This window comes from Phenylobacterium sp. (assembly GCF_036563285.1).
In the GTDB taxonomy this organism is placed as follows: domain Bacteria; phylum Pseudomonadota; class Alphaproteobacteria; order Caulobacterales; family Caulobacteraceae; genus Phenylobacterium.
Genome location: NZ_DATCMR010000011.1, coordinates 636,686 through 660,102, shown reverse-complemented (window position 1 = coordinate 660,102; position 23,417 = coordinate 636,686). Strand labels below are relative to the sequence as shown.

Genomic DNA, 23,417 nt, shown 5'->3' with positions numbered 1-23,417 from the left:
CGGAAGATGGCCTCAGCCACCCTCTTCGCCAAGGCGATTTCCGGACGTATCCTGCACCCCATGAGCGCCTCGCTCTACATGGACGCCGAGATCCGCCCGCATCGGAGCCTCTCCGAGCGCGGCTTCATCGTGCTGATCTCGCTGGTGACGGTGGCCAACTGCGCCAGCGCCGCGGTGTTCCTGATGATGGGGGCGACGCTGGTGCCCATCTTCCTGGGCTTCGACATGCTGGCCATCTTCGTGGCCTTCCTGGTCAGCTTCCATGCCTCAAAGACGGTGGAGCGGGTGCAGGTCTCGGCCCTCGACGTGCGCGTGGTGCGTGAGACGCCGAGGGACAGCGTCGTGGTCTGGGAGAGTCCCACGGCCTTCACCCGCATCGCGGTGGAGCGGGACGAGGACCGCGTGGTGGGCGTGAAGCTGGCGCTGTCCGGGCGCGAGACGCCGGTGGGCTCGGCGCTGAGCCCCCGCGAGCGGGCCGAGTTCGCCAAGGCGCTGGACCGCGCCATCTGGAAAGCCAAGCGCGGCGGCTAGGCCGCGGCGGCCACCGCGGCCTTCAGCTCCGCCAGCCGCCGATCGTCCGCCGGATGGGTGGAGAGCGCCTCGATAGGCTTCGAGGTCGCCGCCTGGCGCTCGGTCATGCGGGTCCAGAAGGTGACGGCCGCCTGCGGATCGAAGCTCGCGCGGCGCATCAGCTCCACGCCCACACGGTCGGCCTCCAGCTCGTGCTTGCGCGAGTAGGGCAGGAGCACGCCGTAGGCCGCCCCGAGTCCCAGCGCGCCCGCGATGGCCGGCGCGGCGTCGGGGTTCTCCCCCTGCGACAGCACCATCTCCACGAGGCCGACGCCGGCCTGCAGGGCGAGCTGCTGGCTCACCCGCTCGGCAGGGTGGCGGGCGACCAGGTGGCCGACCTCATGGCCCAGCACCGAGGCCACCTCATCGTCGCTGCGGGCCAGGCTGAACAGGCCGCGGAAGAAGCCCACCTTGCCGTTGGGTAGGACGAAGGCGTTCAGGTCGGGAGAATCCAGCACCACGAACTGCCACGGCATGCCGCCCAGCCCCGCCGCCTGGGCGATGCGCCCGCCGATGCGCGCCAGGCGCCGGTGAGGCGCGGGGTCCCGGACCGGTGGGACCTGCCGGGTGATCTCGCTCCAGGTCTGGTCGGAGAGCTGCATCAGCTGCCCCTCGTCCACGACCACCAGCTGCTTGCGGCCGGTCTGGGCGTTCTCGCTGCAGCCGGCAAGCCCGGCGGCCCCGAGTCCGGCGAGCACGAAGCGGCGTGAGAGGCAGATCCGGCACATCCTACAGGATGAACCGCGACAGGTCGGTGTTGCTGGCCAGCTCGCCCACCCGGTCCTTCACGTAAGCCGCGTCCACGGTGACGGTCTCGCCGTCGCGGTCGGCGGCGTTGAAGCTGACCTCCTCCAGCACCTTCTCGAGCACCGTCTGCAGGCGGCGCGCGCCGATGTTCTCGACCGCGCCGTTGACGGTCACCGCCGCGTCGGCCAGCGCCTCGACGGCGTCGTCGGTGAAGGTCAGGGTCACCCCCTCGGTGGCGAGCAGCGCCTGGTGCTGGCGGATCAGGTTGGCCTCCGGCTCCGTGAGGATGCGGCGGAAGTCCTCGCGCGTCAGCGCCTTCAGCTCCACGCGGATCGGCAGGCGGCCCTGCAGCTCCGGCAGCAGGTCCGACGGCTTGGCCACGTGGAAGGCGCCCGAGGCGATGAACAGGATGTGGTCGGTCTTCACCGGCCCGTACTTGGTGGCGACGGTGGTGCCCTCGATCAGCGGCAGCAGGTCGCGCTGCACGCCCTCGCGGCTGATGTCCGCCCCGTGCCGCTCGCGGCTGGAGGCCACCTTGTCGATCTCGTCCAGGAAGACGATGCCCTGGTTCTCGGCCAGCTCCAGCGCCTCCTGGGTCAGCGCCTCCTGGTCCACCAGCTTGTCGCTCTCCTCGGCGATCAGCGGCGCCCACGCGCCGGCGACGGTGGTCTTGTGGGTCTTGGTCCGGCCGCCGAACGCCTTGCCGAACATGTCGCCCAGGTTCAGCACGCCCATCGACCCGCCGGGCTGGCCCGGGATCTCCATGGCCCCGAACGGCGAGGCGGTGTCGGCCACCTGCAGCTCCACCTCCTTGTCGTCCAGCTCGCCGGCGCGGAGCTTCCGGCGGAAGGACTCGCGGGCGGCGGTGGAGCCGGGGCCGGTGAGGGCGTCGAGGATCCGCTCCTCGGCCGCGCCTTCCGCCCGGGCGCGCACCGCGGCGCGGCGCTTCTCGCGCACCATGCCGATGGCGCTCTCCACCAGGTCGCGGACGATCTGGTCCACGTCGCGCCCGACGTAGCCCACCTCGGTGAACTTGGTGGCCTCGACCTTCAGGAACGGGGCCTGGGCCAGCCGCGCCAGCCGCCGCGCGATCTCGGTCTTGCCGACGCCGGTGGGCCCGATCATCAGGATGTTCTTCGGCGTCACCTCGTCGCGCAGGTCGTCCGGCACGCGCTTGCGCCGCCAGCGGTTGCGCAGCGCCACGGCCACGGCCCGCTTGGCCTCTGGATGGCCCACGATGTAGCGGTCCAGCTCGGAAACGATCTCTCGGGGGGAAAACTCGGTCATGTGGGGCGCTACATAGGCGCCCCGACCCCTGGCGTCACGGCCCTGACGTCACGAGTGCGGCGGCGCGGTCGCGGGCGGCGCGGCCAGGAGTTCGTCGAACAGCAGCTTCCAGCCGGCCTTGTCGTTGCGCCAGATGCGCACGTAGTGGCCGCGCTGCGCCGCCCCGTCCTTGCTCCAGCTGGCTTGGCCGTAGGTCCAGGCGAGGTCGCCGGCCGAGGAGGCCTGGCCGCCTAGCGGCGCGAAGGTGATCGAGGCCGGCCGGGTGGCGAGCTCCGCTTCCAGGGCGGCGCGGTCCGCCGGCGGCTTGGCCCGCGAGCCGACGACCCGGCCGTCCGCGGCGACGTGGGCCAGGTAGGCGGACTTCACATCGGTCTTCGCCGCCTGCGCCAGCGCGGCCTCCGCCTGCGACACCTCGGTCATCGCCTTCGACGGAGAGCCCGCGCGACGCTCGGCCATCCTGGCATAGGCGACCGGCGAGCCCTGCGGCGCGGCGCCCGTCGGATCGCTCGGGGGTCCGCCGTCGAACAGCCACTTCCACGAGCCGTCCGGCTGCTTGGCCCAGACCGTGAAGTACCAGGCCCGCGGCTTGCCATCGAAGGAATAGGGGCCGGTGGTGAAGCCCAGGTCGCCGGAGTGCGAGATGCCGGCCCACAGCGGCCACCAGACCAGCGCCGGCCCCTTCGGCTGCGGCGCGGAGAAGACCGCCTTGGCGAGCCTGGGCTCCGGCTGCAGCACGATCCCCTCGGGCGCGGAATGCTTCAGGAAGCTCCCCTGGATGCCCAGCGCCAGCCCATCGGCCGCGAAGGCCCGCTCGGCGGCCACCACCGGAGCGGGGTCCACCTTGGGTGCGGCGAGGGCAGGGGAGGCGATCAGCGCAAGGGCGAGGGCGAAACGCATGGCGGAACTCATAGGAGCGGAAACTGCCGCGCCCAGGCTTCTGCGGCAAGCGGCCGGACCGCCGCGGCTAGAGGACTTCCACGGTCAGAGACCCGTTCGTATAGACGCAGATCTCCGCGGCGATCTTCATGGCCCGGCGGGCGACCTCCTCGGCGTCGTAGTCGGTCTCCATCAGCGCCTTGGCGGCGGCCAGGGCGAAGTTGCCGCCGGACCCGATGGCCGCGACCCCGCCGTCCGGCTCCAGCACGTCGCCGACGCCGGTGACGGTGAAGATGGCGTCCTTGTCGGCCACGATCAGCATGGCCTCCAGCCGGCGGAGGTAGCGGTCCGTCCGCCAGTCCTTCGCCAGGTCCACGCAGGCCCGCGCGAGCTGGTCGGGATACTGCTCCAGCTTGGCCTCGAGCCGTTCGATCAGGGTGAAGGCGTCGGCGGTGGCCCCGGCGAACCCCGCGACGACCCGGCCGCCCGCCAGAGGGCGCACCTTGCGGGCATTGCCCTTGACCACCGTCTGGCCCATCGAGACCTGGCCGTCGCCGGCGATCACCGTGCGGCCCCCTTTGCGGACGGCCAGGATGGTGGTCCCATGCCAATCGGGAAACGGCGCTGTATGGGTGGACATGCCCCGCGATGTGGCGGGGCGTCCCCAAGAGGTCAAGGCGTGAGAGGTCGAGCCGCATGAGCTTCACGGACGAGGAGGTCGAGCGCTACGCCCGCCATCTCGTGCTGCGCGAGGTGGGCGGCCCGGGCCAGCAGAGGCTCAAGACCGCCAGCGCCCTGATCGTCGGCGCGGGCGGCCTGGGCGCGCCGGCCTCGCTCTACCTCGCGGCCGCCGGCGTGGGCTCGATCTTCCTCGCCGACCCCGACCTCGTCGACGTCTCCAACCTGCAGCGCCAGGTGATCTACACCGAGGACGACGTCGGCGACCCCAAGGTGGAGGCCGCCGCCAACCGGCTCCACGCCCTCAACCCCTACGTTTTCGTGGGCGGCTACAACGGCGCCTTCGACGAGGCTTCGGCCGACGAGCTGGTCTCGGACGTCGACATCGTGCTGGACGGCACCGACGACTTCGCCACCCGCTTCTGCGTCAACGACGCCTGCGTCCGCCACGGCAAACCCCTGGTCACCGGCGCCATCGGCCGCTGGACCGGCCAGGTCGGCGTCTTCTCGGGCCGCCCCTGCTACCGCTGCCTGGTGCCCGAGATCCCCCCGGAAGCCGAGACCTGCTCGGTTGTCGGCGTGGTCGGCGCGCTCGCCGGCGTCATCGGCTCGATGATGGCCCTGGAGGCGATCAAGCTCATCACCGGAGCCGGCGAGCCGCTGACCGGCCGCCTCTCCATCTACGACGGGCTGGCCGGGGAAAGCCGCACGGTGAAGGTGGGCGCCGACCCCGAGTGCCCGGTGTGCGGAAATTCCTCTCCCGACGGGAGAGGGTAGGGAGAGGGCGGCTCCGTCTTGAAGCGGGCAGGGCGAGGGGACGCGTCGATCCCCGCATCCGCCCGTCCCCGCGCATCGATTGTGGCGACGCCGCGCCGCCCTCCCCCTGCCCCCTCACGTGGGGAGGGGGTGCGCCCTACAGCATCGCCGGGATCACCCGGTCGGGCGGCTTGTGGCCGTCCATCCAGGTGCGGATGTTGATGATCACCTTCTCGCCCATGTCGATGCGGCCCTCGATGGTGGCCGAGCCCATGTGGGGCAGCAGGACCGCGTTGGGCAGCTTCAGCAGCTTCGGGTTGATGCTGGGCTCGAACTCGAAGACGTCGAGGCCGGCGCCGGCGATCTTCCCCGTCTTCAGGAGCTCGGCGAGCGCATCCTCGTCGATGATCTCGCCGCGGGCGGTGTTGATGACGATGGCGTGGGGCTGCAGCAGCTTCAGCCGCCGCGCCGAGAGCAGGTGGTAGGTGGCGGGCGTGTGCGGCGAGTGGACCGAGATGATGTCCATCCGGGCCAGCATCTGGTCGAGGCTCTCCCAGTAGGTGGCCTCCAGCTCGTCGCCGATGCGCGAGGAGACGGGCTTGCGGTTATGGTAGTGGATCTGCAGGCCGAACGCCTTGGCGCGCCTGGCCACGGCGGTGCCGATCCGGCCCATGCCGATGATCCCCAGCCGCTTGCCGGTGATCCGTCGGCCCATCATCCAGGTGGGGGTCCAGCCGGTGAAGCCGCCCGCCTGCACGACGTTGGCCCCCTCCACCAGCCGGCGCGCCGTGGCCATGATCAGGGCCATGGTCAGGTCCGCGGTGTCCTCGGTGAGCACGCCGGGCGTGTTGGTGACGGTAATCCCCCGCGCATTGGCGGCGGCCACGTCGATGTGGTCCACCCCGGCCCCGAAGTTGGCGATCAGCTTCAGCCGATCGCCCGCCTTCTCCAGCAGTTTCGCGTCGATCTTGTCGGTGATGGTTGGCGCCAGCACGTCGCAGCGCGTCACCGCGTCCTCCAGCGCCGCTGGGCTCAGCGGCCCGTCGGTGAGGTTCAGCTCGGTGTCGAACAGCTCCCGCATCCGGGTTTCCACCGGATCGGGCAGCTTGCGCGTGACGATGACTTTCGGCTTGCGGACGGCCATTGCTTATCGGGGCGAACGGGGCGAACTGACGGAGACGTTTCCTGCGCCAATTGGTCGGCGCGTCGTTTGTTGTCGAGACCTGTAGCAAAGGGTCCATGGGCGGCCAAGGCGAGGCGATGCGAATGCGGAAAACGAAGGCCCCGGCGCTGAAAAGCGGTGCGCTGGCGCTGGTTTTCGCCTTCGGGCTGGGCGCAGAAGCGCTAGCCGCCGATCGTCCGACCCCGTCCGGCCTGCCGGTTCCCCGCTACGTAACCCTGAAATTCGGCAAGGTGAACGCCCGCGCCGGCCCCGGCGACGACCACCGGCTCCTGTGGGTCTACCGGGTGAAGGGCCTGCCCGTGCAGGTGGTGGCCGAGACGTCCGAGTGGCGGCGCGTGTGCGATCCGTCCGGCGGCCTGGCGTGGGTGCACAAGCGCACCACCGACGGCCGTCGCAACGTCGTCAACCTCCACGCCCGGCCGATCCCCCTCTACCGCAGCCCCAAGCCCAAGGCTGGCCCGGCGGCGTTTTTGAACTCCAAGGCCATGGCGGCGTTGGTCCGTTGCGAGAAGGGTTGGTGTCGTGTGCGCGCCGAAGGCGCCACGGGCTGGGCCCGCCAGTCCGAGGTCTGGGGCGTGGCCGAAGCGCCGCAATGCCGTTGAGCCGGTAAGGCGGCTCTGCTAGGCCCACCCCTCAAAGGGACGGAAACCGGCGAATGAGCCCGATCAAGGCCAAGAACCAGTACGACTTCGAAGAGCTGATGAGCTGCGCGCGCGGCGAGATGTTCGGCCCCGGCAATGCCCAGCTGCCGGCGCCGCCGATGCTGCTCTTCGACCGCATGACCCACATCGACGACACCGGCGGGGCCCACGGTCTGGGCTACATCGAAGCGGAATTCGATATCCACCCGGGCCTGTGGTTCTTCGATTGCCATTTCATCCGCGATCCGGTGATGCCGGGCAGCCTGGGTCTCGACGCGCTCTGGCAGCTGGTCGGCTTCTACCTCGGCTGGATCGGCGGCAAGGGCCGCGGCCGCGCGCTGGGCTGCGGCGAGGTGAAGTTCGCCGGCGAAGTGACTCCGGACATCAAGAAGGTCACCTACAAGGTCGACATGAAGCGGGTCATCAACCGCCGCCTGGTCATGGGGATCGGCGACGGGGTGCTCGAGGCCGATGGGAAGCCCATCTATACGGCGGCCGACCTGCGCGTCGGCCTCTACCAGCGGCCCTGAGCCGGCAAGTCGGGAAGGAAGCATGCGCCGCGTCGTCGTCACCGGGATGGGCATCGTCTCGTCCATCGGGAACAACGCCAACGAAGTCCTGGCCTCGCTGCGGGAGGCGAAGTCCGGCGTCATCGCCGCTCCGGAATACAAGGAGCTGGGCTTCCGCTGCCAGGTGCACGCCGCGCCGCAGATCGACTGGGAATCCATGGTCGACCGGCGCGCCGCGCGGTTCCTGGCTCAGGGCACCGCCTACGGCCACATCGCCATGGACCAGGCGATCGCCGACGCCGGGCTGGAAGAGTCCGACGTCTCCAGCGAGCGCACCGGCCTGATCGTGGGCTCCGGCGGGCCGTCCACCCGCGTCATCGTCGAGGCGGCCGAGACCACCCGCACGAAGGGCCCCAAGCGCATCGGGCCCTTCGCCGTGCCCAAGGCCATGAGTTCCGGCCCGTCGGCCGTGCTCGCCACTTGGTTCAAGATCCGCGGCCACAACTATTCCATCTCCTCGGCCTGCGCGACGTCGGCCCACTGCATCGGCAACGCCGCCGAGCAGATCCAGATGGGCAAGCAGGACGTGATGTTCGCCGGCGGGGTGGAGGAGCTCGACTGGACGCTCTCCAATCTGTTCGACGCCATGGGCGCCATGAGCTCGAACTTCAACGAGACGCCGCACAAGGCCAGCCGCGCCTATGACAAGGACCGCGACGGCTTCGTGATCGCCGGCGGCGCCGGAATCCTGGTCCTGGAAGAGTATGAGCGCGCCAAGGCCCGCGGCGCGAAGATCTACGCCGAGATCGTGGGCTACGGCGCCAACTCCGACGGCTACGACATGGTCGCCCCCTCCGGCGAGGGCGCGGCGCGCTGCATGAAGCTCGCCATGGCGACGGCCGGCGGGCGCAAGATCGACTACCTCAACCCGCACGGCACCTCGACGCCGGTGGGCGACATCAAGGAGATGGAGGCCGTTCGCGCCGTGTTCGGCAACGACGCCCCGCTGATCTCGTCCACCAAGTCCCTGACCGGCCACAGCCTGGGCGCCGCCGGGGCGCAGGAGGCGATCTATTCCCTCCTGATGCTCAATAACGGCTTCGCCGCCGAGAGCGCCCACATCGAGAACCTCGACCCTGCGTTCGAGGACCTGCCCATCGTCCGCAAGCGCGACGACCGCCAGCTCGAGACGGTGATGTCCAACAGCTTCGGCTTCGGCGGCACCAATGCGTGCCTGATCATGGCGCGGGTCTAAGAACCCTCTCCCAAGGGGAGAGGGCAGGGAGAGGGCGGCTCCGAATATCCACCCGCAGTGAGAGGGGGCGCGTCGGGCGCCTTCCCGTCCCCTCGCCACAGCTGTTCCTTCGCCGCGCCGCCCTCTCCCCATCCCTCTCCCAAGGGAGAGGGTGACACCACGGGTCGGATCGTCCAAAAACCCGCCAAACTGACGGGAGATCACACGTGGCCGACGACTATCAGATGCCCAAGGGCGAGCTGATGAAGGGCAAGCGCGGGGTCATCACCGGCGTGGCCAACCACCAGTCGATCGCCTGGGGGATCGCCTCGCAGCTGGCGGCGCAGGGCGCGGAGCTGGCGTTCTTCCACCTGCCGGGGATGGAGCGCCGCGTGACGCCGCTCGCCGAGAGCGTCGGCGCGAAGGTCATCGTGCCGGCCGATGTCACCGACGACGCCTCCATGGATGCTGCCTTCGGCGCCGTGCAGCAGGCCTTCGGCCAGATCGACTTCTTCCTCCACGCCATCGCCTTCGCCAACAAGGACGAGCTGAAGGGCTCCTTCGTCGACAACACCACCCGCGACGGCTTCCTGCGGGCGATGAACATCTCGGCTTTCAGCTTCGTGGACTGCGCGCGCCGCGCCGCCGCGATGATGCCGGAGACCGGCGGCTCGATCGTGACCCTGACCTACATGGGCTCGGAGCGGGCGATCCCGAACTACAACACCATGGGCGTGGCCAAGGCCGCGCTTGAGGCGGCTGTCCGCTACGCCGCCCGCGACCTGGGGCCGAAGGCCATCCGCGTGAACGCGGTCTCGCCGGGCGCCATGAAGACCCTGTCGCTGGCCGGGATTTCCGGCGGCCGCGGGATGCTGGCCAAGGGCCGCTCGCTCAGCGCCATGAAGGAGGACACCTCCATGGAGGGCGTAGCCGGCTGCGCGCTGTGGCTGCTGTCCGACCTCGGCAAGTCCACCACCGGCGAGGTTATCCACGTGGACGCCGGCTTCCACATCATGGGCTTCTCGGACGACGAGGGCGGCGAGGCCTAGGCCGCGTAGGCCCGCATGAACCGCGCGCTGGCCTCACGCGCGATGCGGTCGATCTGCGGCTCCGTGAGCGGTCGCTCGACGCCCAGCAGGGCCGCGGTCTGGTAGGAGCCGATCGCCATGCCGGCGAAGAACTCGGCGGCCTCCAGCGGGTCGGGGCAGGCGAGGCGGCCGGCTTCGGTCTCCAGCCTCAGGAAGTCCGCGAGCCTGCGCCGCGACTCCCGCGGGCCGGCCTCGTAGAGCGCGCGGGCGATGTCGGGCGCCTCGAAGGCGCCCATCATCGCCATCCGCCAGAACCCGGCGCCCCGCGCATCCAGCAACTTGCCGAGCAGCACCCGGGCGAAGGCGGCGAGCGCCTGGGCCGGATCGGCGATGCCTTCCGGCGTCTCCAGCATGGCCGTCATCTCGCCGACGCGCCGCTGGCAGAGCGCCTGCACCAGCTCGGCCTTGGAGCCGTAGTGGTTGTAGATCGTCTGCTTCGACACGCACGCGCGGCGGGCGATCTCCTCCATCGAGGCGCTCACCCCGCGCTCGCCCAGCACGTCGACGGCGGCGTCGAGGATGGCCTCGTTCTTCGACAGGTCGATCTGGCCGGCGACGCGGGGCATCAGTGGCCTCCCTGGGCGACGGCGCCGGGCTTGCCCGGACGCGCGAAGAAGGCCAGCACGACGGCCGCCCAGCAGCCCAGCGCCAACGCCGCGAAGGCGTCGCCGAAGGCCAGCACGGTGGCCTGGCGGTTCAGCATGGCGCCGAACGCCTTGCGCGCCGCGCCCTCCGGATCGGGAGCGCCGCGTCCGGCCATGATGGCGGTGAGGTTGTCGAGCATGGCCGCGCTCGTGGCGTTGGCGGTGCTCGCCGCCGCGGCGATGTCGGCGTAGTGAACCGCCGTCTGGTGGCCGATGACGGTGGTGAGCAGGGCCAGGCCGATGGCGCCGGCCACGTTGCGGATCAGGTTGATCAGCCCCGAGGCGTCTTTCATCATGCTCACCGGCAGGGTCGAGACGCTCATCTGCTGGGCGGCGATCATGGCCACCATGATCCCGAGTCCGCGGGCCACCTGCAGGGTGAAGAACTCGGCAAAGCCCCACTCGTCGGTGACCCGGACGCCGAGCTGGATCGCCCAGGCCGCCAGCGCGAAGCCCAGCACCATCGAGATCCGCGCGTCCACCATCCGCACGACGCGGCCCGCGATCGGCGCGGACAGGAACATGGTCAGGCCCGAGACCAGCATGACGGTGCCGACCTCGGCCGAGGAGAAGCCGCGCACCTGCCCCAGGAAGATCGGCAGCAGGAAGGTGCCGCCGAACAGGCTCACGCCGGTGACGAAGGTCATCACGATCCCGAGGGAGAAGTTCACGTCCCGGAACGGCTTCAGGGAGACGATGGGCTGCCAGTAGCTGAGCTGGCGCCAGATGAAGGCGGCGCCCGTCAGCAGGGCCAGCACCGAGAGCCACAGGATCACGTCGTCCTGGAACCAGCTCTCGGTCGCGCCTTCCTCCAGCACGTACTGCATGGAGAGCAGGAAGACGGTCATGAGGCCTAGGCCCCACCAGTCGATGCCCTTCGAAAGGCTCGGGTCCGGCTTGTCGAAGTTGGCGTAGCGGCCGACCAGGAAGATCACCAGGAAGCCGACCGGCACGTTGATGAAGAACAGCCAGCGCCAGGACAGCGCCTCGGTCAGGTGGCCGCCGAGCGTCGGGCCGATGGTGGGGGCGAGCGTCACGATAAGCCCCACCAGCACGTTCGCCGTGAGCCGCCGCTCGGGCGGGAAGACGGTCATGGCGGTGGCGAAGATCGGCGGGATCATCGCGCCCGCGAACACGCCCTGCGCGGCGCGGAAGAAGATCATCATGCCGACGCTGGTCGAGAGGCCCACCGCCACGGAGGTGACGCTGAACCCGATGACGGCGACCACGTAGAACGGCCGCGTGCCCCACATCTTCGTCAGGTAGGCGGTGAGCGGCATGATCACGACCTCCGCCAGGAGGTAGATGGTCTGCACCCAGCTGATCTCGTCGGCGGTCGCGCCGATGCCCGCCTGGATCTGGGTCAGCGAACTGGCGACGATCTGGATGTCCAGCATGGCCATGAACTGGCCGATGATCATCCCGCCGAAGCCCAGGAAGACCATCATCCACGGCACGGGACGCCCGTCGGCGTCGATGAAGCTGCCGCTCGGCGGAGCGGCCGCGGGCGGGCTCGCGGCGCGGTCTCCTGGCAGGGTGGCGTCGGACACGGCGGTTACTGTGTCGCGCCGCGCCTGGCGTACTGCGCCGCCGGCGTCCCGACCTCGGCGAAGCTCGGGCCGGTGTTCTCGCGCACGTCCACCTTCACCTCGACGGAGAGGCCCGGCCGCAGGGCGTCGGCCAGCGGCTGGGTCCGGTCGACGGCGATCTTCACCGGCAGGCGCTGTGCGATCTTGGTGAAGTTGCCGACCGCGTTCTCCACCGGGATCAGGGCGAACTCCGCCCCCGTCGCCGGGGCGAAGCTGTGCACCCGGCCCTTGATGGTGCGCTTGCCGAACGCGTCGGTGCGGATCTCCACCGGCTGGCCCAGGCGCAGGCGGGCGACCTGGGTCTCCTTGAAGTTGGCGATGACATAGGCCTCGCCCAGAGGGACGAGGCTCATCATGGTCCCGCCGGGGCGCACGTACTGGCCGACCCGGACGCCGCGGGCGCCGACCACGCCGGCCACCGGCGCGCGGATTTCGGTGCGGGCGAGATCCAGTCTCGCCTGCTCGACCGCCGCGCGGGCGGCGTCAGCCTGGGCGACGGTCTGGGCGCGCGCCGACCCCAGCGAGGCGGCGGTCTGGCGCTCGGCTTCCAGGGCGGCCTGGGCCTGGGCGACCCCGGCGGCGGCCTGCTCCTGCGCGGCCCGGGTCGTCTGGGCGCGCTGCGGCGAGACCCAGCCCTGCTTGGCGAGGGCGCCGTAGCGGTTGAGCTCGGCGGCGGCCAGCTGCGCCTGGGCGCGGGCGCTCTGCACGCCTGCGGCCCGCTGGGCGATCATCGCCTGCTCGAGGCGGGCCTTGTCGTCCACCTGGGCCACCGCGGCCTGCAGCGCCGCGGCGTTCGCCTCGGCCTGGGCGAGGCGGGCCCTGATGGTCGCCGGATCGATGCGGACCAGCAGCTGGCCGGGCTGGACCGCCTGGTTGTCCTCCACCAGCACCTCGGCCACATAGCCTTCGATCTGGGAGGCGATGGGCGCCTTGTCGGCCTGTACGAACGCGTTGTCCGTGCGCTCGTACTTCTGCTTGTTGCTCCACCAGACGGCGCCGCCGGCGCCGACCGCCACCACGGTCAGGCCGCCCACGACCAGAGGAACCAGACGCTTCCTGGAAAGCCCCGCCATCGATACGCCCCTGGGAAACTTGGACCCACTGGTCCATCCAATTCTCAGGTAGCCGCCTGCCGGCCGCCGCACAAGTGAAACCTGGACCACCGCGTCCAAGAATAGCAGGCTCTAGTCAAACTGGATGCTCTTGTGGCCTATCGGCCCATGGCCGCAGACCACGACTACGACGTGATCATCGCCGGGGCCGGCATCGCCGGGGCGACCCTGGCGCTGGCGCTGAAGCAAGCCGGCCTCGAGCCGGTGCTGATCGACCCTGTGGTCTTCGACGCCCAGGTGGCGCCGACCTTCGACGGCCGCGCCTCGGCCATCGCCTTCGCCGCCTACCGGCAGTGGCGCGCGCTGGGGCTGGAGCCGGCGTTCGCGCCGCACGTCCAGCGCATCGAGCAGATCCTGGTCACCGACGGCCGCAGCCCCGGCGCCTCTGCCGGGACCGCCTCGCCCTTCTACCTGCGCTTCGACGCCGCCGAGATCGCCGACCGCTGCGAGGGCGAGCCGCTGGGCTACATGCTCGAGAACCGCCGCATCCGCGCGGGCCTGGCCCAGGCGGTGCAGGACGCCGGCATCCAGGTGCTGGCGCCCCAGCGGGTGGAAAGCGCCGACTTCACCCCGCGCGCCGCGGTGGTCGGCCTCGCCGACCTCCGCACCCTGCAGGCCCAGCTTGTGGTGGGCGCCGAAGGCCGCGGCTCCACCATCCGCAAGGCCGCCGGCATCGGCGAGGTCGGCTGGGACTACAAGCAGGTCGGGGTGGTGGCGACCGTGAAGCTCGAACGCGGCCACGGCGGCGTCGCCTACGAGTACTTCCTGCCCTCCGGCCCCTTCGCCATCCTGCCGCTGACCGACGACCGCGCCAGCCTGGTCTGGACCGAGAGCCCGGCCCGCGCCGCCGCGCTCAAGGCCGCCCGCCCGGAGGTCCTGCACGCCCACCTGCAGCGCCGCATCGGCGACCACCTCGGCGAGGCCATCGTCCAGGGCCCGGTGTTCACCTACCCCCTCTCCCTGCAGCTCGCCGAGCGCTTCACCGCCCCGCGCGTCGCCCTGCTCGGCGACGCCGCCCACGGCGTCCATCCCATCGCAGGCCAAGGCCTGAACCTTGGCCTGAAGGGCGCCGCCGCCCTGGCCGAGGTGATCGTCGAGGCCGCCCGCAACGGCGAGGACATCGGCGCCGACGCCGTGCTGGAGCGGTACGCCGCCTGGCGCCGTTTCGACACCGTCACCCTGTCGGCCGGCATGGACGCCTTCGTCCACCTGTTCTCCAACGACAATCCGCTGGTCCGGCTGGTGCGCGGCGCCGGCATGGCGGCGGTGAACCGGATCGGGCCGGCGCGGCGGTTCTTCATGCAGGAAGCCGGCGGCGCGGTGGGGGACCTGCCGCGCTTGCTAAGGGGCGAGGCCCTCTAGCCGCCGACCAGGCTCTCCATGGTGAAGTTCGCGCCCTTGGCGCAGCGCGGCTCACCATCCTGGATGAACACCGTCGCGGGCTGGCCCACGCCCACCACCCACAACCGCTCGCCCGCCTCCGTGCGGGCCGAGAGCGCCGCCGGGCTGGTGAACTGGCAGGCGGGCGTGGTCCGCAGTCCCAACGGGCCGTCCTTCAGGGCGGCGCAGTCGGCGTGGCCGGCGGCGCGCCCGAACTCGACGCCCTCGTAGACGAACTTGTTGCGGATCTTCAGCCGCCGCGCGGTGAACTCCGCCTGGGTCAGCTGCTCACACGCGGCGCCGGCGAAGTCGAACGATCCCGCCCGTTGCGCGGCCTTCTGCTGGTCGCGCCAGTAGGCGTAGCCATAGAAGCCGGCGACCGCGAGGGTGGAGAGCACCGCCACTGCCAGCAGAACGCCGTGCAGGGGCCGCATGCGAAGGCCGCCGTAGTCGCGGGCCACTAGTCCTCCAGCGCCCGGGCTTCTTCGGGCAGCATGATCGGCACGCCGTCGCGGATCGGATAGGCGAGCCGGGCGCCGCGGCTGACCAGCTCGCCGCGGGCACGGTCAAGCTCCAGCGGCCCGTGGGTGACGGGGCAGACCAGGATCTCCAGCAGCCGCGGATCGACGTCGACTTCGGCCGGTGTCTGGGGGACGAGAGGCTCGCTCATGGCTCCCGACTTCTACTGCAGGGAATGGCCCTCGTCATCGCCGTCGTCCATGGCGTCGATCTCCAGCAGCGCGGTGAGCGTGTCGAACCGCCCGGTGAGGTCGGCGGCTTCCAGCAGCGCCTGCTTCTCGGCCGGGTCGAAGGGCAGGCCCATAGCCAGCGAATTGACCAGCGCCTCCAGCGGGGCCTGCGAGGCGGTCTCCCAGTCGATGTCGAGCTCGCGCCGGTTCAGGTAGCGCTTAAGCGCGTGGGCGAAGCGGGTGCGGGCGTCCTCCGCGGCTTGCGCCCCCTCGTCCTCGGCGAGGTCGGCCTCGAAGCGGTCATAGCTGGCTCGGACCTGCCGGTAAGGGGTCTTCAGGTTCAGCTCCTCGCCCGCCTCGAAGCGGCAGACGCCGGTGAGCGTGATCAGGTATCGGCCGTCGGAGGTCTCCGCATAGCTGGTGATCCGCCCGGCGCAGCCCACGTCGGCCAGCTTCGGCCGCGCCTTGTCGCCGCCGCGGGTCTGGATCATGCCGATGATCCGGTCCCCGGTCATGGCGTCGTCGACCATGTTCAGGTAGCGCGGCTCGAAGATCTGCAGGGGCAGCTCGCCGCCGGGCAGCAGGAGCGCCCCGTCGAGCGGGAACACGGGGATCAGCTGCGGCAGGTCGCTGGCGCGCCGGTATCCCGGCATGGAGGCTCCTCTAGCTGAACAGGATGGCGGAGAGACGCCGGCGGCCGTTCTTGGCGACCTCCGAGGTGTGCCCCGCGGCCTCGAAGATGGTCAGCAGCTGCTTGCGCGCGGCCTGGTCGTTCCACTCGCGGTCGGCCTCGATGATCGCCAGCAGGTGGTCGACCGCCGCCTCCATCTGCCCGCGGCCGGCCAGGGCCTTGGCGAGCTCGAAGCGGGCCTCGTGGTCGGCGGGGTCGCTGGTCAGGCGCTGCTCGAAGGCGGCGGTCTCGGACGTCGCCTCGGCGGCCAGCGCCAACGCGGCGCGCACGCTGTCGAGCTCGCCGTCCTTGGCGTCCGGCGGGACCATCTCAAGGATCTCGCGGGCCCGGTCGGGGTCGCCGCTCGCCACATAGACCTTCGCCAGGCCGGCCAGCGCCTTGACGTTCTGCTGGTCCTCGCGGAGCACCTCGGCGAAGGCCTGGGCCGCGCCGCCGAAGTCGCCGAGCTCGAGGGACTCGCGGCCCAGGTCGAGCAGGTCGTCCACCGGTGAGCCGCCGGCGCCGCCGCCCTTCTTCGCGAGCCGGTCGATGAACTGCTTCACCTGGCTGTCGGGCAGGGCGCCCATGAAGCCGTCGACGGGCCGGCCGTCCACGAACGCGAACACCGCCGGGATCGACTGCACGCGCAGCTGGCCGGCGAAGGCGGGGTTCTTGTCGATGTCGATCTTCACCAGCTTCACCGCGCCCTTGGCCGCGGCGACGTGCTTCTCGAGGCTCGGACCCAGCTGGCGGCACGGGCCGCACCAGGTCGCCCAGAAGTCCACGACCACGGGGGTGGTCTTTGAGGCCTCCACCACGTCGGCCATGAAGCTGGCGTCGGTGCCGTCCTTGATGAGGTCGGCGGCGGGAGGCTTGCCGGAGGTTTCGCCGATCAGGGTCATCTGGTCACTCGCGGGCTTGGAATGCTGTAACGCGTCGGGCCAAACATGGTCGCTTCAGCCCAGGTCCTCAACCACGGCCATGGCCTCGAAGTCCACCACCAGCGGCTGCACGCCGATCGCCGTCAGGAACCTGCGGAAGCCGTCGCGGGTGACGGTGGTGGTGGCGGTGTTGGTCAGCGGATGGAAGTTGACCCGCGGGGCCTCGGCCAGTGTGCGGTCCAGGACGAACCTCACCCGACGCTCCCTGTCGTTGACCAGCCCGAAGGCTGTCACCGAGCCCGGCGAGACGCCCAGCGTCTGCGCCATCAGGGCTTCGTTGCCGAACGACAGCCGGGCCGAGCCGATCACATGGTGCAGCCGCTTCAGGTCGATCACCGCATGGCCTTCGGCCGAGATCAGCCACAGCTGGTCCTTCGCATCCTTCAGGAACAGGTTCTTGGTGTGGGCGCCGGGGATGCGCGCCTTGATCTCCTCGCCCTCCTCGACGCGGAAGACGGCGGGGTGTTCGTGGTTCTGCGGCTCCGCCCCGATTTCCTCGAGGAAGGCCAGCAATTCGTCGGGGGTCATGCCAGCGCTCAGCATGCCTGCCCTATAGCGGCGTCTGGACGGGGAACGCACGCCTCGCTTTAAGGAGGCCCGTCAAGGAGCGCGCCAGATGGAACTCGAGTGCTACCCCACGGTCCCGCGGGACGTGACGCCGCCGGAGATCGTCCCCGGCCGGCAGCAGCGGGCCTGGATGGACCACTTCTCGGCGCGCCACCCCTACCGCTGTCTGCCGTTGAACATGGCCAACACCTCCGGCTGGGAGATCCTCAACCCGGTGGCCTTCACGGCCGAGTGGAACGGCGGGCTCTTCCAGGAAGACATCAAGATCACGCCGGACCGCCCGCACCCGCACCTGCACCACTACGTGAAGAGCCACTTCAGCCATGGGGTGCTGACCTTCCACACCGGCTACATGTTCCGCACGCCGCCGGGCTGGTCGATGCTCGCCCAGGGCGCGCCCAACCACATCAAGGACGGCATCCAGGCCCTGGCGGGCGTCGTGGAGACCGACTGGCTGCCCTTCCCCTTCACCATGAACTGGCTGTTCACGCGGCCGGGCCGGGTCCGCTTCGAGAAGGGCGAGCCCTTCTGCTTCATCACCCTGCTGCAGGACCGCACCCTGCACGAGATCCAGCCGGTGGTCCGCTCGCTCGACCGCAATCCCGAGCTGCGCCACCAGTACGACGTCTGGGAGAAGCACCGCACCGAGTTCAACCAGAAGATCTTCCGCGGCGACCCGGAGGCCACCAAGGAGGCCTGGCAGCGCTACTACTTCAAGGGCGAGTTCCCCGAGGACATCGCCCCGGCCCCCGAAGGCCACGTCAACAAGCGCCGGCTGAAGACCCCGCGGATGGGCTGACGCGAAGCGCGCTCGGCCGGCTTGCAAAGCCCCGGACCGTCTGCCATAAGCCGCCTCTCGATTTTTCGGGGCGGCTTCCTACCTAGCCGGAACCGAGGAGCGCGGGCGTAGCTCAGGGGTAGAGCACAACCTTGCCAAGGTTGGGGTCGTGAGTTCGAATCTCATCGCCCGCTCCAGAAAGAAGCTGTGAAAACAGCAATCTAGCGCCGCCCTTCGGGGCGGCGTTTTGCTTCCGTGGGTCGCGCGGCTGCGGCGCGGAAGCACCTTGGAAGCAGCTGAGGGCGCATATCGGCGCGCGGCGTCGCACGGCCGGCGGCTCCTACGAGTTCGCGGACCAGACTCGCAGAGATCAGGCCTGCAGATCAACCGCACTGCAAAGTGCCTGCCGGTAAGCGAATTAGGCGCTGGGCCCTAGAGTGATCGCTCCGAACGTCGGCTATGGGTGGAAAGCGGACGCTCGACCTGGAGCAGCCGCCGTCCAGTCATCTAAGCCAGAGGGAGAGGGGCCTAGTATCTAGCGAGCTGTCCCGCGTCGGCGCCTTTGACGACAAGCCACAGGGCCAACGAAGCCTCACCTACGAGACAAGGAAGCAGAATCCACGGGAAGAGCAGCGTAGCGATGCCCGGAGCCACAGTGGTGGACAAGGCGCCCACTAAATAACAGGCGCCAGCCAAGACCATCATCACCCCGACCGGTCGAGGGGCCAACCGTGATCGCAAGATGATCACGCCGGTTGCCGCGCAGAAGCCTGAGAAGAAGAGAAGAGCGAAGCCGAAGCCTGCTTCGTAGAGCCGGACAGCCAGATAAATGACTGCTTCTGTGTTCCCCGGCCCAAGGGCAGCGACGCCCCGGGCGTTCTCCATGATAGCGAGGGGAACATAGAGCTGGAGAAGGGCGGCGCCCTCGACCGCCGCCGAAACAACTGCGAACACCAGGGCGAGGAGCGCAAACGTCGGCTGCGCGCGCCTGAAGAGTCGGTAGAGCAGCACGTACATCACGAGGGCTGCGCCGCCGAGATAGATGAAGTGGACTCCAAGCCCCCAGCGCCAAATGGTTTCGTTGTTTGCGATCGCGCGCGCAGTCGCCGCGGCGTCGCCCGCCACAGTGAGGGGCCCGAGAACCACACCCTCCGCGAACAATCCCCCGGCAATGACGATCAAGTAGAGCGCGCCCGCAATCCTCGCCTGGGCGCGCACAGATAGGCTGTGTGGGGTGTCAGCCTCGCGGCTCCTTGCGGGCATCGGTGCTGAGCTGTCTGCCGTCATCGGTTCTACCTCTGAGGTCGCGGCGTCTCGCAGGACCCGCGAATTGTTGGTGGTGCCGCGATGCAAAGTCGGCGCGCGCTCGCCTAGGGCTGGGATGCAGTTTCCACAGAGGGCGGGATGGGCTCTTGCAGCGTGCTTCTGGTCCACGGGTCTCCCGGTCGGGCGATGTAGTTCGTCCAGACGTACCCCCACGGTATGGCGAGCGGCATGACGACGACGCCCACGAGGCAGTCAATGACCGTGGCCCAAGTGCGCTCGTCCATTCGGTCGCCGGACCAAATCGGAAGCGCCACTGCGATAAGCCAGATGGATTTCCAAATCAGCTCGAACAGCAGAACCGGCAGCATCTGCAGGGGGTAGCGAAGCCCCCAGGCGGCCAGGACAGACACTCCGGCGAGTAAGCTGCTGACGACACTGTTCATCAGCGGCCACGATTCCGAGTGCCTGAGGATCGTGGGCCAGATGGTGAACCCGAGGCCCACGACGACGAACAGGTAGGCGGCTCTCAAGACATAGAGTCGGAGTAGGGATACGTGAGTCACGCCGGAAATTCCTTCTTGTCCTGCAGTTACAAGCCTGGACGTGGAGCCGTGATCGCGTTTTCTGAGCTCAAGCCGGCGAACATGCCGCCTATTGTTAAGCTTGCCCAGTCTTCAACTCGGCGCGAACGATTTCCAATCCTGCGTCGGCGGATCCTTGGAGAGCATGTGGGCGCGTTGATCGCCCGGCTGCAGGTACCTAGCTCCCCCCCGCCGCGCCGCCCATGACACGGAGGGACATTGACATAACCTGACGCACCACAGTCGAAGCCGCACCCGGCCGCGCCACGCTCAACGTCCACAAGGGGGCGAAGGCGACGTTCGCTTAAGCCGGATTCTGCGAAGTTCGGCTGAGCGCCGGTGAGCCGCTTGCCCGGGGCCTGAGGGCAGACGCTTCCATCGTCAGCTATGGGTGAAAGCCGCCTTCGGCTGCGGCCCCACACGGCGGGTCTTGCCCCTCAGGCGGGGCAATACCTTCGTAGGTTTCCTGGTGTGACTAGCAGCACGCGTCAGAGGAGCTTCGCTCGCAAAAGGTCTTTGGGGCGGCCGAATGACAGCATGATCTCCCGAAGTTCGAGAGATGACGGGGTAAACAGTTCTCGGCCTGCGATGTGGAAGCTCCGCCGGGTGGTCGGAAGGACTTCATCCCAACCGCTTTCCGTGAGGAGCCTAAACCCGGCCATAATTTCGACGGGTAGCGGCGGCTTCCGCCACACGCCGAACACCGAGGACCGGAAGTGGCTGTGCGGCTTGCCGTCCAGGCGTTCAGCACCAGCGCGCTGCAGTGCTGCCTCGGCATCGGCGACGCTCATGAGCACATCCACGTCGCGGACATCGGCGACTTCCCCAGCGTGAAGCGCCACCGCCGCACTTCCGATTATCCACCAGGGCTGTTCGGCGCCCGCCATCAGATCGGCGACCTCAATCAGAGTGCATTCGAGAGATGAGCCTGGACGCATATCGCAATCTGATAGGGGGCTGGCCGTCCCCCTGCAACGGGTTGGAGGCCCACATCAACTGTCCAGCTAGGAGCGGACCTTCCGTACGTCCACTACCGTTCGATGCGGCTTTCGTCCATGTCGATGGTCCTGGGCGAGATGGGCCTCCTGCGCCGGCCGAGGATCCGGCCGCTGCGGGCGTTCTCAAGATACCAGTCGCACACCTCTCCCACCGTGAGGCCCTCTCGGATGGAGCGCCGCACCTCTGACGGGTCCTTGCCCTTGGCGACTGCGCCGAGCTGCTGCTCGCAAGCTTGCGCGCCTGCTCGGGCGTGAGCGGGCCATGTCGGCCGAGCGCCAGCTTGCGCGTGCGGCCCTCCTCGTTGCAGTACTGCACGATGTAGGTCTTGGCGCCGCTGGCGCCGAGGCGGACGCCGAACCCCCTGAGCTCGCTGTCCCACAGGTAGGTCTCGCGCCCCTCGCGGGCGGTCAGGGCGTCCACCGCCCGCTTGGTGATCCTGGCCAATCTCTTCTCCATCCGACTCGAACCTTCAGACGCATCTGCTTCCGAGCGCCCCTGACGGGCCGCTCGGAAGCAATTCGGAAGCAGTTGGAAGGAAGTCGACGGCGGTCCGGTCGCGCGGGGTCGTAAGCCGGCCCCGGAAGAATGCCAGTCAGAACAGAAGCTTAGCTGGTAGCGTCGCGCAGCGACGTGCGGCGGCGAATTTAACCCGGGCCAATTGCCAAGGTTGGGGTCGTGAGTTCGAATCTCATCGCCCGCTCCAATAAGATCGACCGCTAGACCACCGCACACGCCGCCCGCCCGGGCGGCGTCTTGCTGTCAGCCGCCGGCCAGCACCGCCACGGCCGGGCACACGGCGAGCGAGCGGGCCGCCTGGCAATAGGCGAAACGCAGCGCCCGGGCCGTATCGGCGATCGGGGTCCAACCCCGCACGTCGCCGCTTGCGGCCGGCTCAGGCGCGGCCGCAAGGCCAAGTCCGTCCCTCAGCGCGCGGTGGGCGCGGTCGCGACTGCTCTGCAGCAGGAGCCCGTGGTCCAGGTCTGGGCAAAGGGTGACCGACGCCCCGCGCCGGCGAGCGAGCCAGCGGGCGGCCGGCCCGAAGTTCGCCTCGTGCTCGTCCCAGTATTCGTCATGGTCGCCGATCAGCGCCTGCAGCTGGCCGCCGCGGGCCAGGAAACGCTCGATGCGCGCGCGCACCTGCCGGGCCTCCGCACTTGGTCGGGCGGGGATCAGGGACCGCGCCCGACGGCTCAGGGCGGCCGCCAGGCGCCGTGCGGCGATGCCGAGCGGGATCTCGCCGCGGAGCAGGCGCCGCCAGGGCTCGGCCCGCCCCAGCGAGCTCAGCCGCGCGCGCGGCGGCTCGGCCTCGTTGGGGATCAGTCGCGCCCCGGGGGTCCACGACAGGCGCGGGTTGAAGGCGATGATCTTGCCGATGCGGGGGTCGCCCAGGGCCGCCTCCAGGGCGTGGTAGGCGCCGGAGCAGACCCCGGTCATGGCGATCCTGCCGCAGCCGAGGCCTCGCAGCAGGTCGACCGCATGGGTCAGCTCCGCCGTGCGCGAGCTTTCGAACACGTGGCTGCGCCAGGCGTCGACGGACGGGCTCTCGCCCAGCCCGGCGAAATCGAGGCGCAGGACCGCCAGGCCGTCGCTGGCGAGCTCACGCGCCGCGGTCGCTGCGAAGCCGCCGATACCGGCTCGCGGGTCGGCGCCTGTGTTGCAGAAGATCGCCCCGTCCGACAGGGGCGCCCGTGCGGGAAGGGTCAGGATGGCGCGCTCGCCGCCCGGCAGGACGATCGCCTGCTCCTCCCAGTCGGACGTGACCAGCGCTGCGGCCTCGAGCGCCGGCGGCTCGGCGGCCGATCGCTCGGGGAAGTTCGCCGCGAGCCAGGTCTCGATCTGGTCGAACAGCTCGGTCGGAAGGTCGTTGACGTGCGCCTCCTGGAAGAGGCCGGCATAGCCCGGGAAAGGCGCGCGCTCGACGGCTGGGCTGGCGCCGGCGAGGGCGGCGTCGTGCTGCTGGGCGGCATAGAGGATCCGTCCGGCCCGCAGCTCCGCGGACGCCAGGTTGAAGCCGCCGAGGCTCGCGGCTGTCGCCGCCGACAGGTAGAGGCCGTCGATCTGCAGGTCGCCCGGCGCGCCGCCCTCCGCCGATTGCCCGCCGAGCTGCATCTCGCGCAGCCAGCTGCGCCCCCGGACGATGGGCGCCAGCAGGACGAGCCCGGCGGGGTCCACCTTCTCCGCGGCCAGGCCTGCGAGGCTGGCGCCCAGCCTGAGCCCGGCAAGCACCAGGGTCCCGCGTCCGGAAGCGTGCCGCGCGAAGGCGGCCGCCCGCTCGACGCCGCGCACCCAGCAGGCCCACCGGTCCCCCTCGACCGCCACCGGAAGCGAGTCGCCTTCGCCGAGGTGGTCGTAGCGCAGAACCGTGTAACCCTGCCGCGCCAACCGGTTCGCCAGCAGGAACAGCGCCCGATAGGCGCGGCGCCCCTCGCCGCCGAGCGGCGGACACAGAAGCACGGCAGCGTCTCGGCGGCCGGCGGCCACCGGCCGGTGAAGCGTGCCGAAATGCCCGTCGAACGTGACCGCCTGCAGCGCCACCCCTTCGTCACAGGGGCGCGCCGCCGCCGGCGCGCGAGTGGCCTCGCCCGGATCCTTAAGCATACAACCTCCACAGCCGAGCTGCCCAACCGTTGCT

At 69.9% G+C, this 23,417-nt stretch carries 26 protein-coding genes and 1 tRNA gene; 9 read left to right on the top strand and 18 right to left on the bottom strand.

Translation table 11 applies throughout. The features are described from left to right. The first annotated feature begins 6 nt into the window (after positions 1–6). Positions 7–531, top strand: a complete 525-nt coding sequence (locus tag VIL76_RS13920) for a DUF2244 domain-containing protein (RefSeq protein ID WP_332045629.1) — start codon at positions 7–9, stop codon at positions 529–531. On the opposite strand, the gene VIL76_RS13915 is transcribed toward VIL76_RS13920, so the two are convergent. From VIL76_RS13915 to hslV, 4 genes are all read right to left on the bottom strand, one after another. Further along, positions 528–1,268, bottom strand: coding sequence for a M48 family metallopeptidase (locus VIL76_RS13915; protein WP_332045628.1), 741 nt, complete (start codon positions 1,266–1,268; stop codon positions 528–530). The genes VIL76_RS13920 and VIL76_RS13915 overlap by 4 nt on opposite strands. A 31-nt stretch (positions 1,269–1,299) precedes the next feature. Beyond that, on the bottom strand, positions 1,300–2,604 hold the full coding sequence (gene hslU, locus VIL76_RS13910) for an ATP-dependent protease ATPase subunit HslU (RefSeq protein WP_332045627.1): 1,305 nt from the start codon (positions 2,602–2,604) through the stop codon (positions 1,300–1,302). Positions 2,605–2,652: 48 nt separating this feature from the next. Next, positions 2,653–3,501 carry a DUF4440 domain-containing protein gene (locus tag VIL76_RS13905; RefSeq protein ID WP_332045626.1) on the bottom strand — a complete coding sequence of 283 codons (849 nt, stop codon included), beginning with the start codon at positions 3,499–3,501 and terminating at the stop codon, positions 2,653–2,655. A 67-nt stretch (positions 3,502–3,568) separates the two neighbouring features. Continuing rightward, positions 3,569–4,120 carry an ATP-dependent protease subunit HslV gene (hslV, locus tag VIL76_RS13900; RefSeq protein ID WP_332045625.1) on the bottom strand — a complete coding sequence of 184 codons (552 nt, stop codon included), beginning with the start codon at positions 4,118–4,120 and terminating at the stop codon, positions 3,569–3,571. Positions 4,121–4,176: 56 nt separating this feature from the next. Here hslV and VIL76_RS13895 point away from each other — a divergent pair, with 56 nt between their 5' ends. Next, positions 4,177–4,935: a molybdopterin-synthase adenylyltransferase MoeB gene (locus VIL76_RS13895; protein WP_332045624.1), complete on the top strand. Its 759-nt coding sequence runs from the start codon at positions 4,177–4,179 to the stop codon at positions 4,933–4,935. Between the two features lie 136 nt (positions 4,936–5,071). On the opposite strand, the gene VIL76_RS13890 is transcribed toward VIL76_RS13895, so the two are convergent. Next, positions 5,072–6,058, bottom strand: a complete 987-nt coding sequence (locus VIL76_RS13890) for a D-glycerate dehydrogenase (RefSeq protein ID WP_332045623.1) — start codon at positions 6,056–6,058, stop codon at positions 5,072–5,074. 122 nt (positions 6,059–6,180) lie between these two features. On the opposite strand from VIL76_RS13890, the gene VIL76_RS13885 reads away from it, so the two are divergent. From VIL76_RS13885 to VIL76_RS13870, 4 genes are all read left to right on the top strand, one after another. Then, entirely contained in the window at positions 6,181–6,699 is a 519-nt protein-coding gene (locus VIL76_RS13885) for an SH3 domain-containing protein (protein WP_332045622.1), read from the top strand. Between the two features lie 53 nt (positions 6,700–6,752). Further along, positions 6,753–7,268 carry a 3-hydroxyacyl-[acyl-carrier-protein] dehydratase FabA gene (gene fabA / locus VIL76_RS13880; protein ID WP_332045621.1) on the top strand — a complete coding sequence of 172 codons (516 nt, stop codon included), beginning with the start codon at positions 6,753–6,755 and terminating at the stop codon, positions 7,266–7,268. Between the two features lie 22 nt (positions 7,269–7,290). Continuing rightward, the gene (gene fabB, locus VIL76_RS13875) at positions 7,291–8,502 is read left to right on the top strand and encodes a beta-ketoacyl-ACP synthase I (RefSeq protein WP_332045620.1); all 1,212 of its coding nucleotides are present in this window, start codon (positions 7,291–7,293) and stop codon (positions 8,500–8,502) included. Between the two features lie 206 nt (positions 8,503–8,708). Next, the gene (locus VIL76_RS13870; RefSeq protein ID WP_332045619.1) at positions 8,709–9,530 is read left to right on the top strand and encodes an enoyl-ACP reductase; all 822 of its coding nucleotides are present in this window, start codon (positions 8,709–8,711) and stop codon (positions 9,528–9,530) included. On the opposite strand, the gene VIL76_RS13865 is transcribed toward VIL76_RS13870, so the two are convergent. From VIL76_RS13865 to VIL76_RS13855, 3 genes are read right to left on the bottom strand one after another with little or no spacing between them, the layout of a single operon-like run. Beyond that, positions 9,527–10,135 (bottom strand): TetR/AcrR family transcriptional regulator, encoded by a 609-nt coding sequence (locus tag VIL76_RS13865; protein ID WP_332045618.1) that lies wholly within the window; start codon positions 10,133–10,135, stop codon positions 9,527–9,529. The two genes, VIL76_RS13870 and VIL76_RS13865, sit on opposite strands and share 4 nt — an antisense overlap. Then, positions 10,135–11,763 carry a DHA2 family efflux MFS transporter permease subunit gene (locus tag VIL76_RS13860; protein ID WP_332045617.1) on the bottom strand — a complete coding sequence of 543 codons (1,629 nt, stop codon included), beginning with the start codon at positions 11,761–11,763 and terminating at the stop codon, positions 10,135–10,137. Before VIL76_RS13860 ends, VIL76_RS13865 begins: the two co-directional genes overlap by 1 nt. Positions 11,764–11,768: 5 nt before the next feature. After that, the gene (locus VIL76_RS13855; RefSeq protein WP_332045616.1) at positions 11,769–12,875 is read right to left on the bottom strand and encodes an HlyD family secretion protein; all 1,107 of its coding nucleotides are present in this window, start codon (positions 12,873–12,875) and stop codon (positions 11,769–11,771) included. Between the two features lie 147 nt (positions 12,876–13,022). On the opposite strand from VIL76_RS13855, the gene VIL76_RS13850 reads away from it, so the two are divergent. Next, entirely contained in the window at positions 13,023–14,276 is a 1,254-nt protein-coding gene (locus tag VIL76_RS13850) for a UbiH/UbiF/VisC/COQ6 family ubiquinone biosynthesis hydroxylase (protein WP_332046505.1), read from the top strand. On the opposite strand, the gene VIL76_RS13845 is transcribed toward VIL76_RS13850, so the two are convergent. The 5 genes from VIL76_RS13845 to VIL76_RS13825 are packed head-to-tail and all read right to left on the bottom strand — an operon-like array spanning position 14,273 to position 17,122. Then, the gene (locus VIL76_RS13845) at positions 14,273–14,755 is read right to left on the bottom strand and encodes a hypothetical protein (RefSeq protein WP_332045615.1); all 483 of its coding nucleotides are present in this window, start codon (positions 14,753–14,755) and stop codon (positions 14,273–14,275) included. The genes VIL76_RS13850 and VIL76_RS13845 overlap by 4 nt on opposite strands. Next, positions 14,755–14,964 carry a Trm112 family protein gene (locus VIL76_RS13840; RefSeq protein ID WP_332045614.1) on the bottom strand — a complete coding sequence of 70 codons (210 nt, stop codon included), beginning with the start codon at positions 14,962–14,964 and terminating at the stop codon, positions 14,755–14,757. Before VIL76_RS13840 ends, VIL76_RS13845 begins: the two co-directional genes overlap by 1 nt. A gap of 12 nt (positions 14,965–14,976) precedes the next feature. After that, on the bottom strand, positions 14,977–15,636 hold the full coding sequence (locus VIL76_RS13835) for an LON peptidase substrate-binding domain-containing protein (RefSeq protein WP_332045613.1): 660 nt from the start codon (positions 15,634–15,636) through the stop codon (positions 14,977–14,979). Between the two features lie 10 nt (positions 15,637–15,646). Further along, positions 15,647–16,555: a co-chaperone YbbN gene (locus VIL76_RS13830; protein WP_332045612.1), complete on the bottom strand. Its 909-nt coding sequence runs from the start codon at positions 16,553–16,555 to the stop codon at positions 15,647–15,649. Positions 16,556–16,609: 54 nt separating this feature from the next. Continuing rightward, positions 16,610–17,122 carry a prolyl-tRNA synthetase associated domain-containing protein gene (locus VIL76_RS13825; RefSeq protein ID WP_332045611.1) on the bottom strand — a complete coding sequence of 171 codons (513 nt, stop codon included), beginning with the start codon at positions 17,120–17,122 and terminating at the stop codon, positions 16,610–16,612. Positions 17,123–17,210: 88 nt separating this feature from the next. Between VIL76_RS13825 and VIL76_RS13820 the strand changes: the two genes are divergently transcribed. Continuing rightward, positions 17,211–17,960 carry a DUF6065 family protein gene (locus tag VIL76_RS13820; protein ID WP_332045610.1) on the top strand — a complete coding sequence of 250 codons (750 nt, stop codon included), beginning with the start codon at positions 17,211–17,213 and terminating at the stop codon, positions 17,958–17,960. Positions 17,961–18,061: 101 nt separating this feature from the next. Then, positions 18,062–18,136, top strand: a tRNA-Gly gene (locus tag VIL76_RS13815). A gap of 331 nt (positions 18,137–18,467) precedes the next feature. Here the strand turns inward: VIL76_RS13815 and VIL76_RS13810 are convergent. From VIL76_RS13810 to VIL76_RS13795, 5 genes are all read right to left on the bottom strand, one after another. Further along, a complete protein-coding gene (locus VIL76_RS13810) occupies positions 18,468–19,226 on the bottom strand; it encodes a DUF4386 domain-containing protein (RefSeq protein WP_332045609.1) in 759 nt (252 codons plus the stop codon). Between the two features lie 83 nt (positions 19,227–19,309). Next, positions 19,310–19,735: a hypothetical protein gene (locus VIL76_RS13805; protein ID WP_332045608.1), complete on the bottom strand. Its 426-nt coding sequence runs from the start codon at positions 19,733–19,735 to the stop codon at positions 19,310–19,312. Between the two features lie 539 nt (positions 19,736–20,274). Beyond that, positions 20,275–20,673, bottom strand: coding sequence for a hypothetical protein (locus VIL76_RS13800; RefSeq protein WP_332045607.1), 399 nt, complete (start codon positions 20,671–20,673; stop codon positions 20,275–20,277). 13 nt (positions 20,674–20,686) lie between these two features. Continuing rightward, positions 20,687–21,241, bottom strand: a complete 555-nt coding sequence (locus VIL76_RS19780) for an Arm DNA-binding domain-containing protein (RefSeq protein WP_414695436.1) — start codon at positions 21,239–21,241, stop codon at positions 20,687–20,689. Positions 21,242–21,544: 303 nt separating this feature from the next. Continuing rightward, a complete protein-coding gene (locus VIL76_RS13795) occupies positions 21,545–23,383 on the bottom strand; it encodes a serine aminopeptidase domain-containing protein (RefSeq protein WP_332045606.1) in 1,839 nt (612 codons plus the stop codon). Between the last annotated feature and the right edge of the window lie 34 nt (positions 23,384–23,417).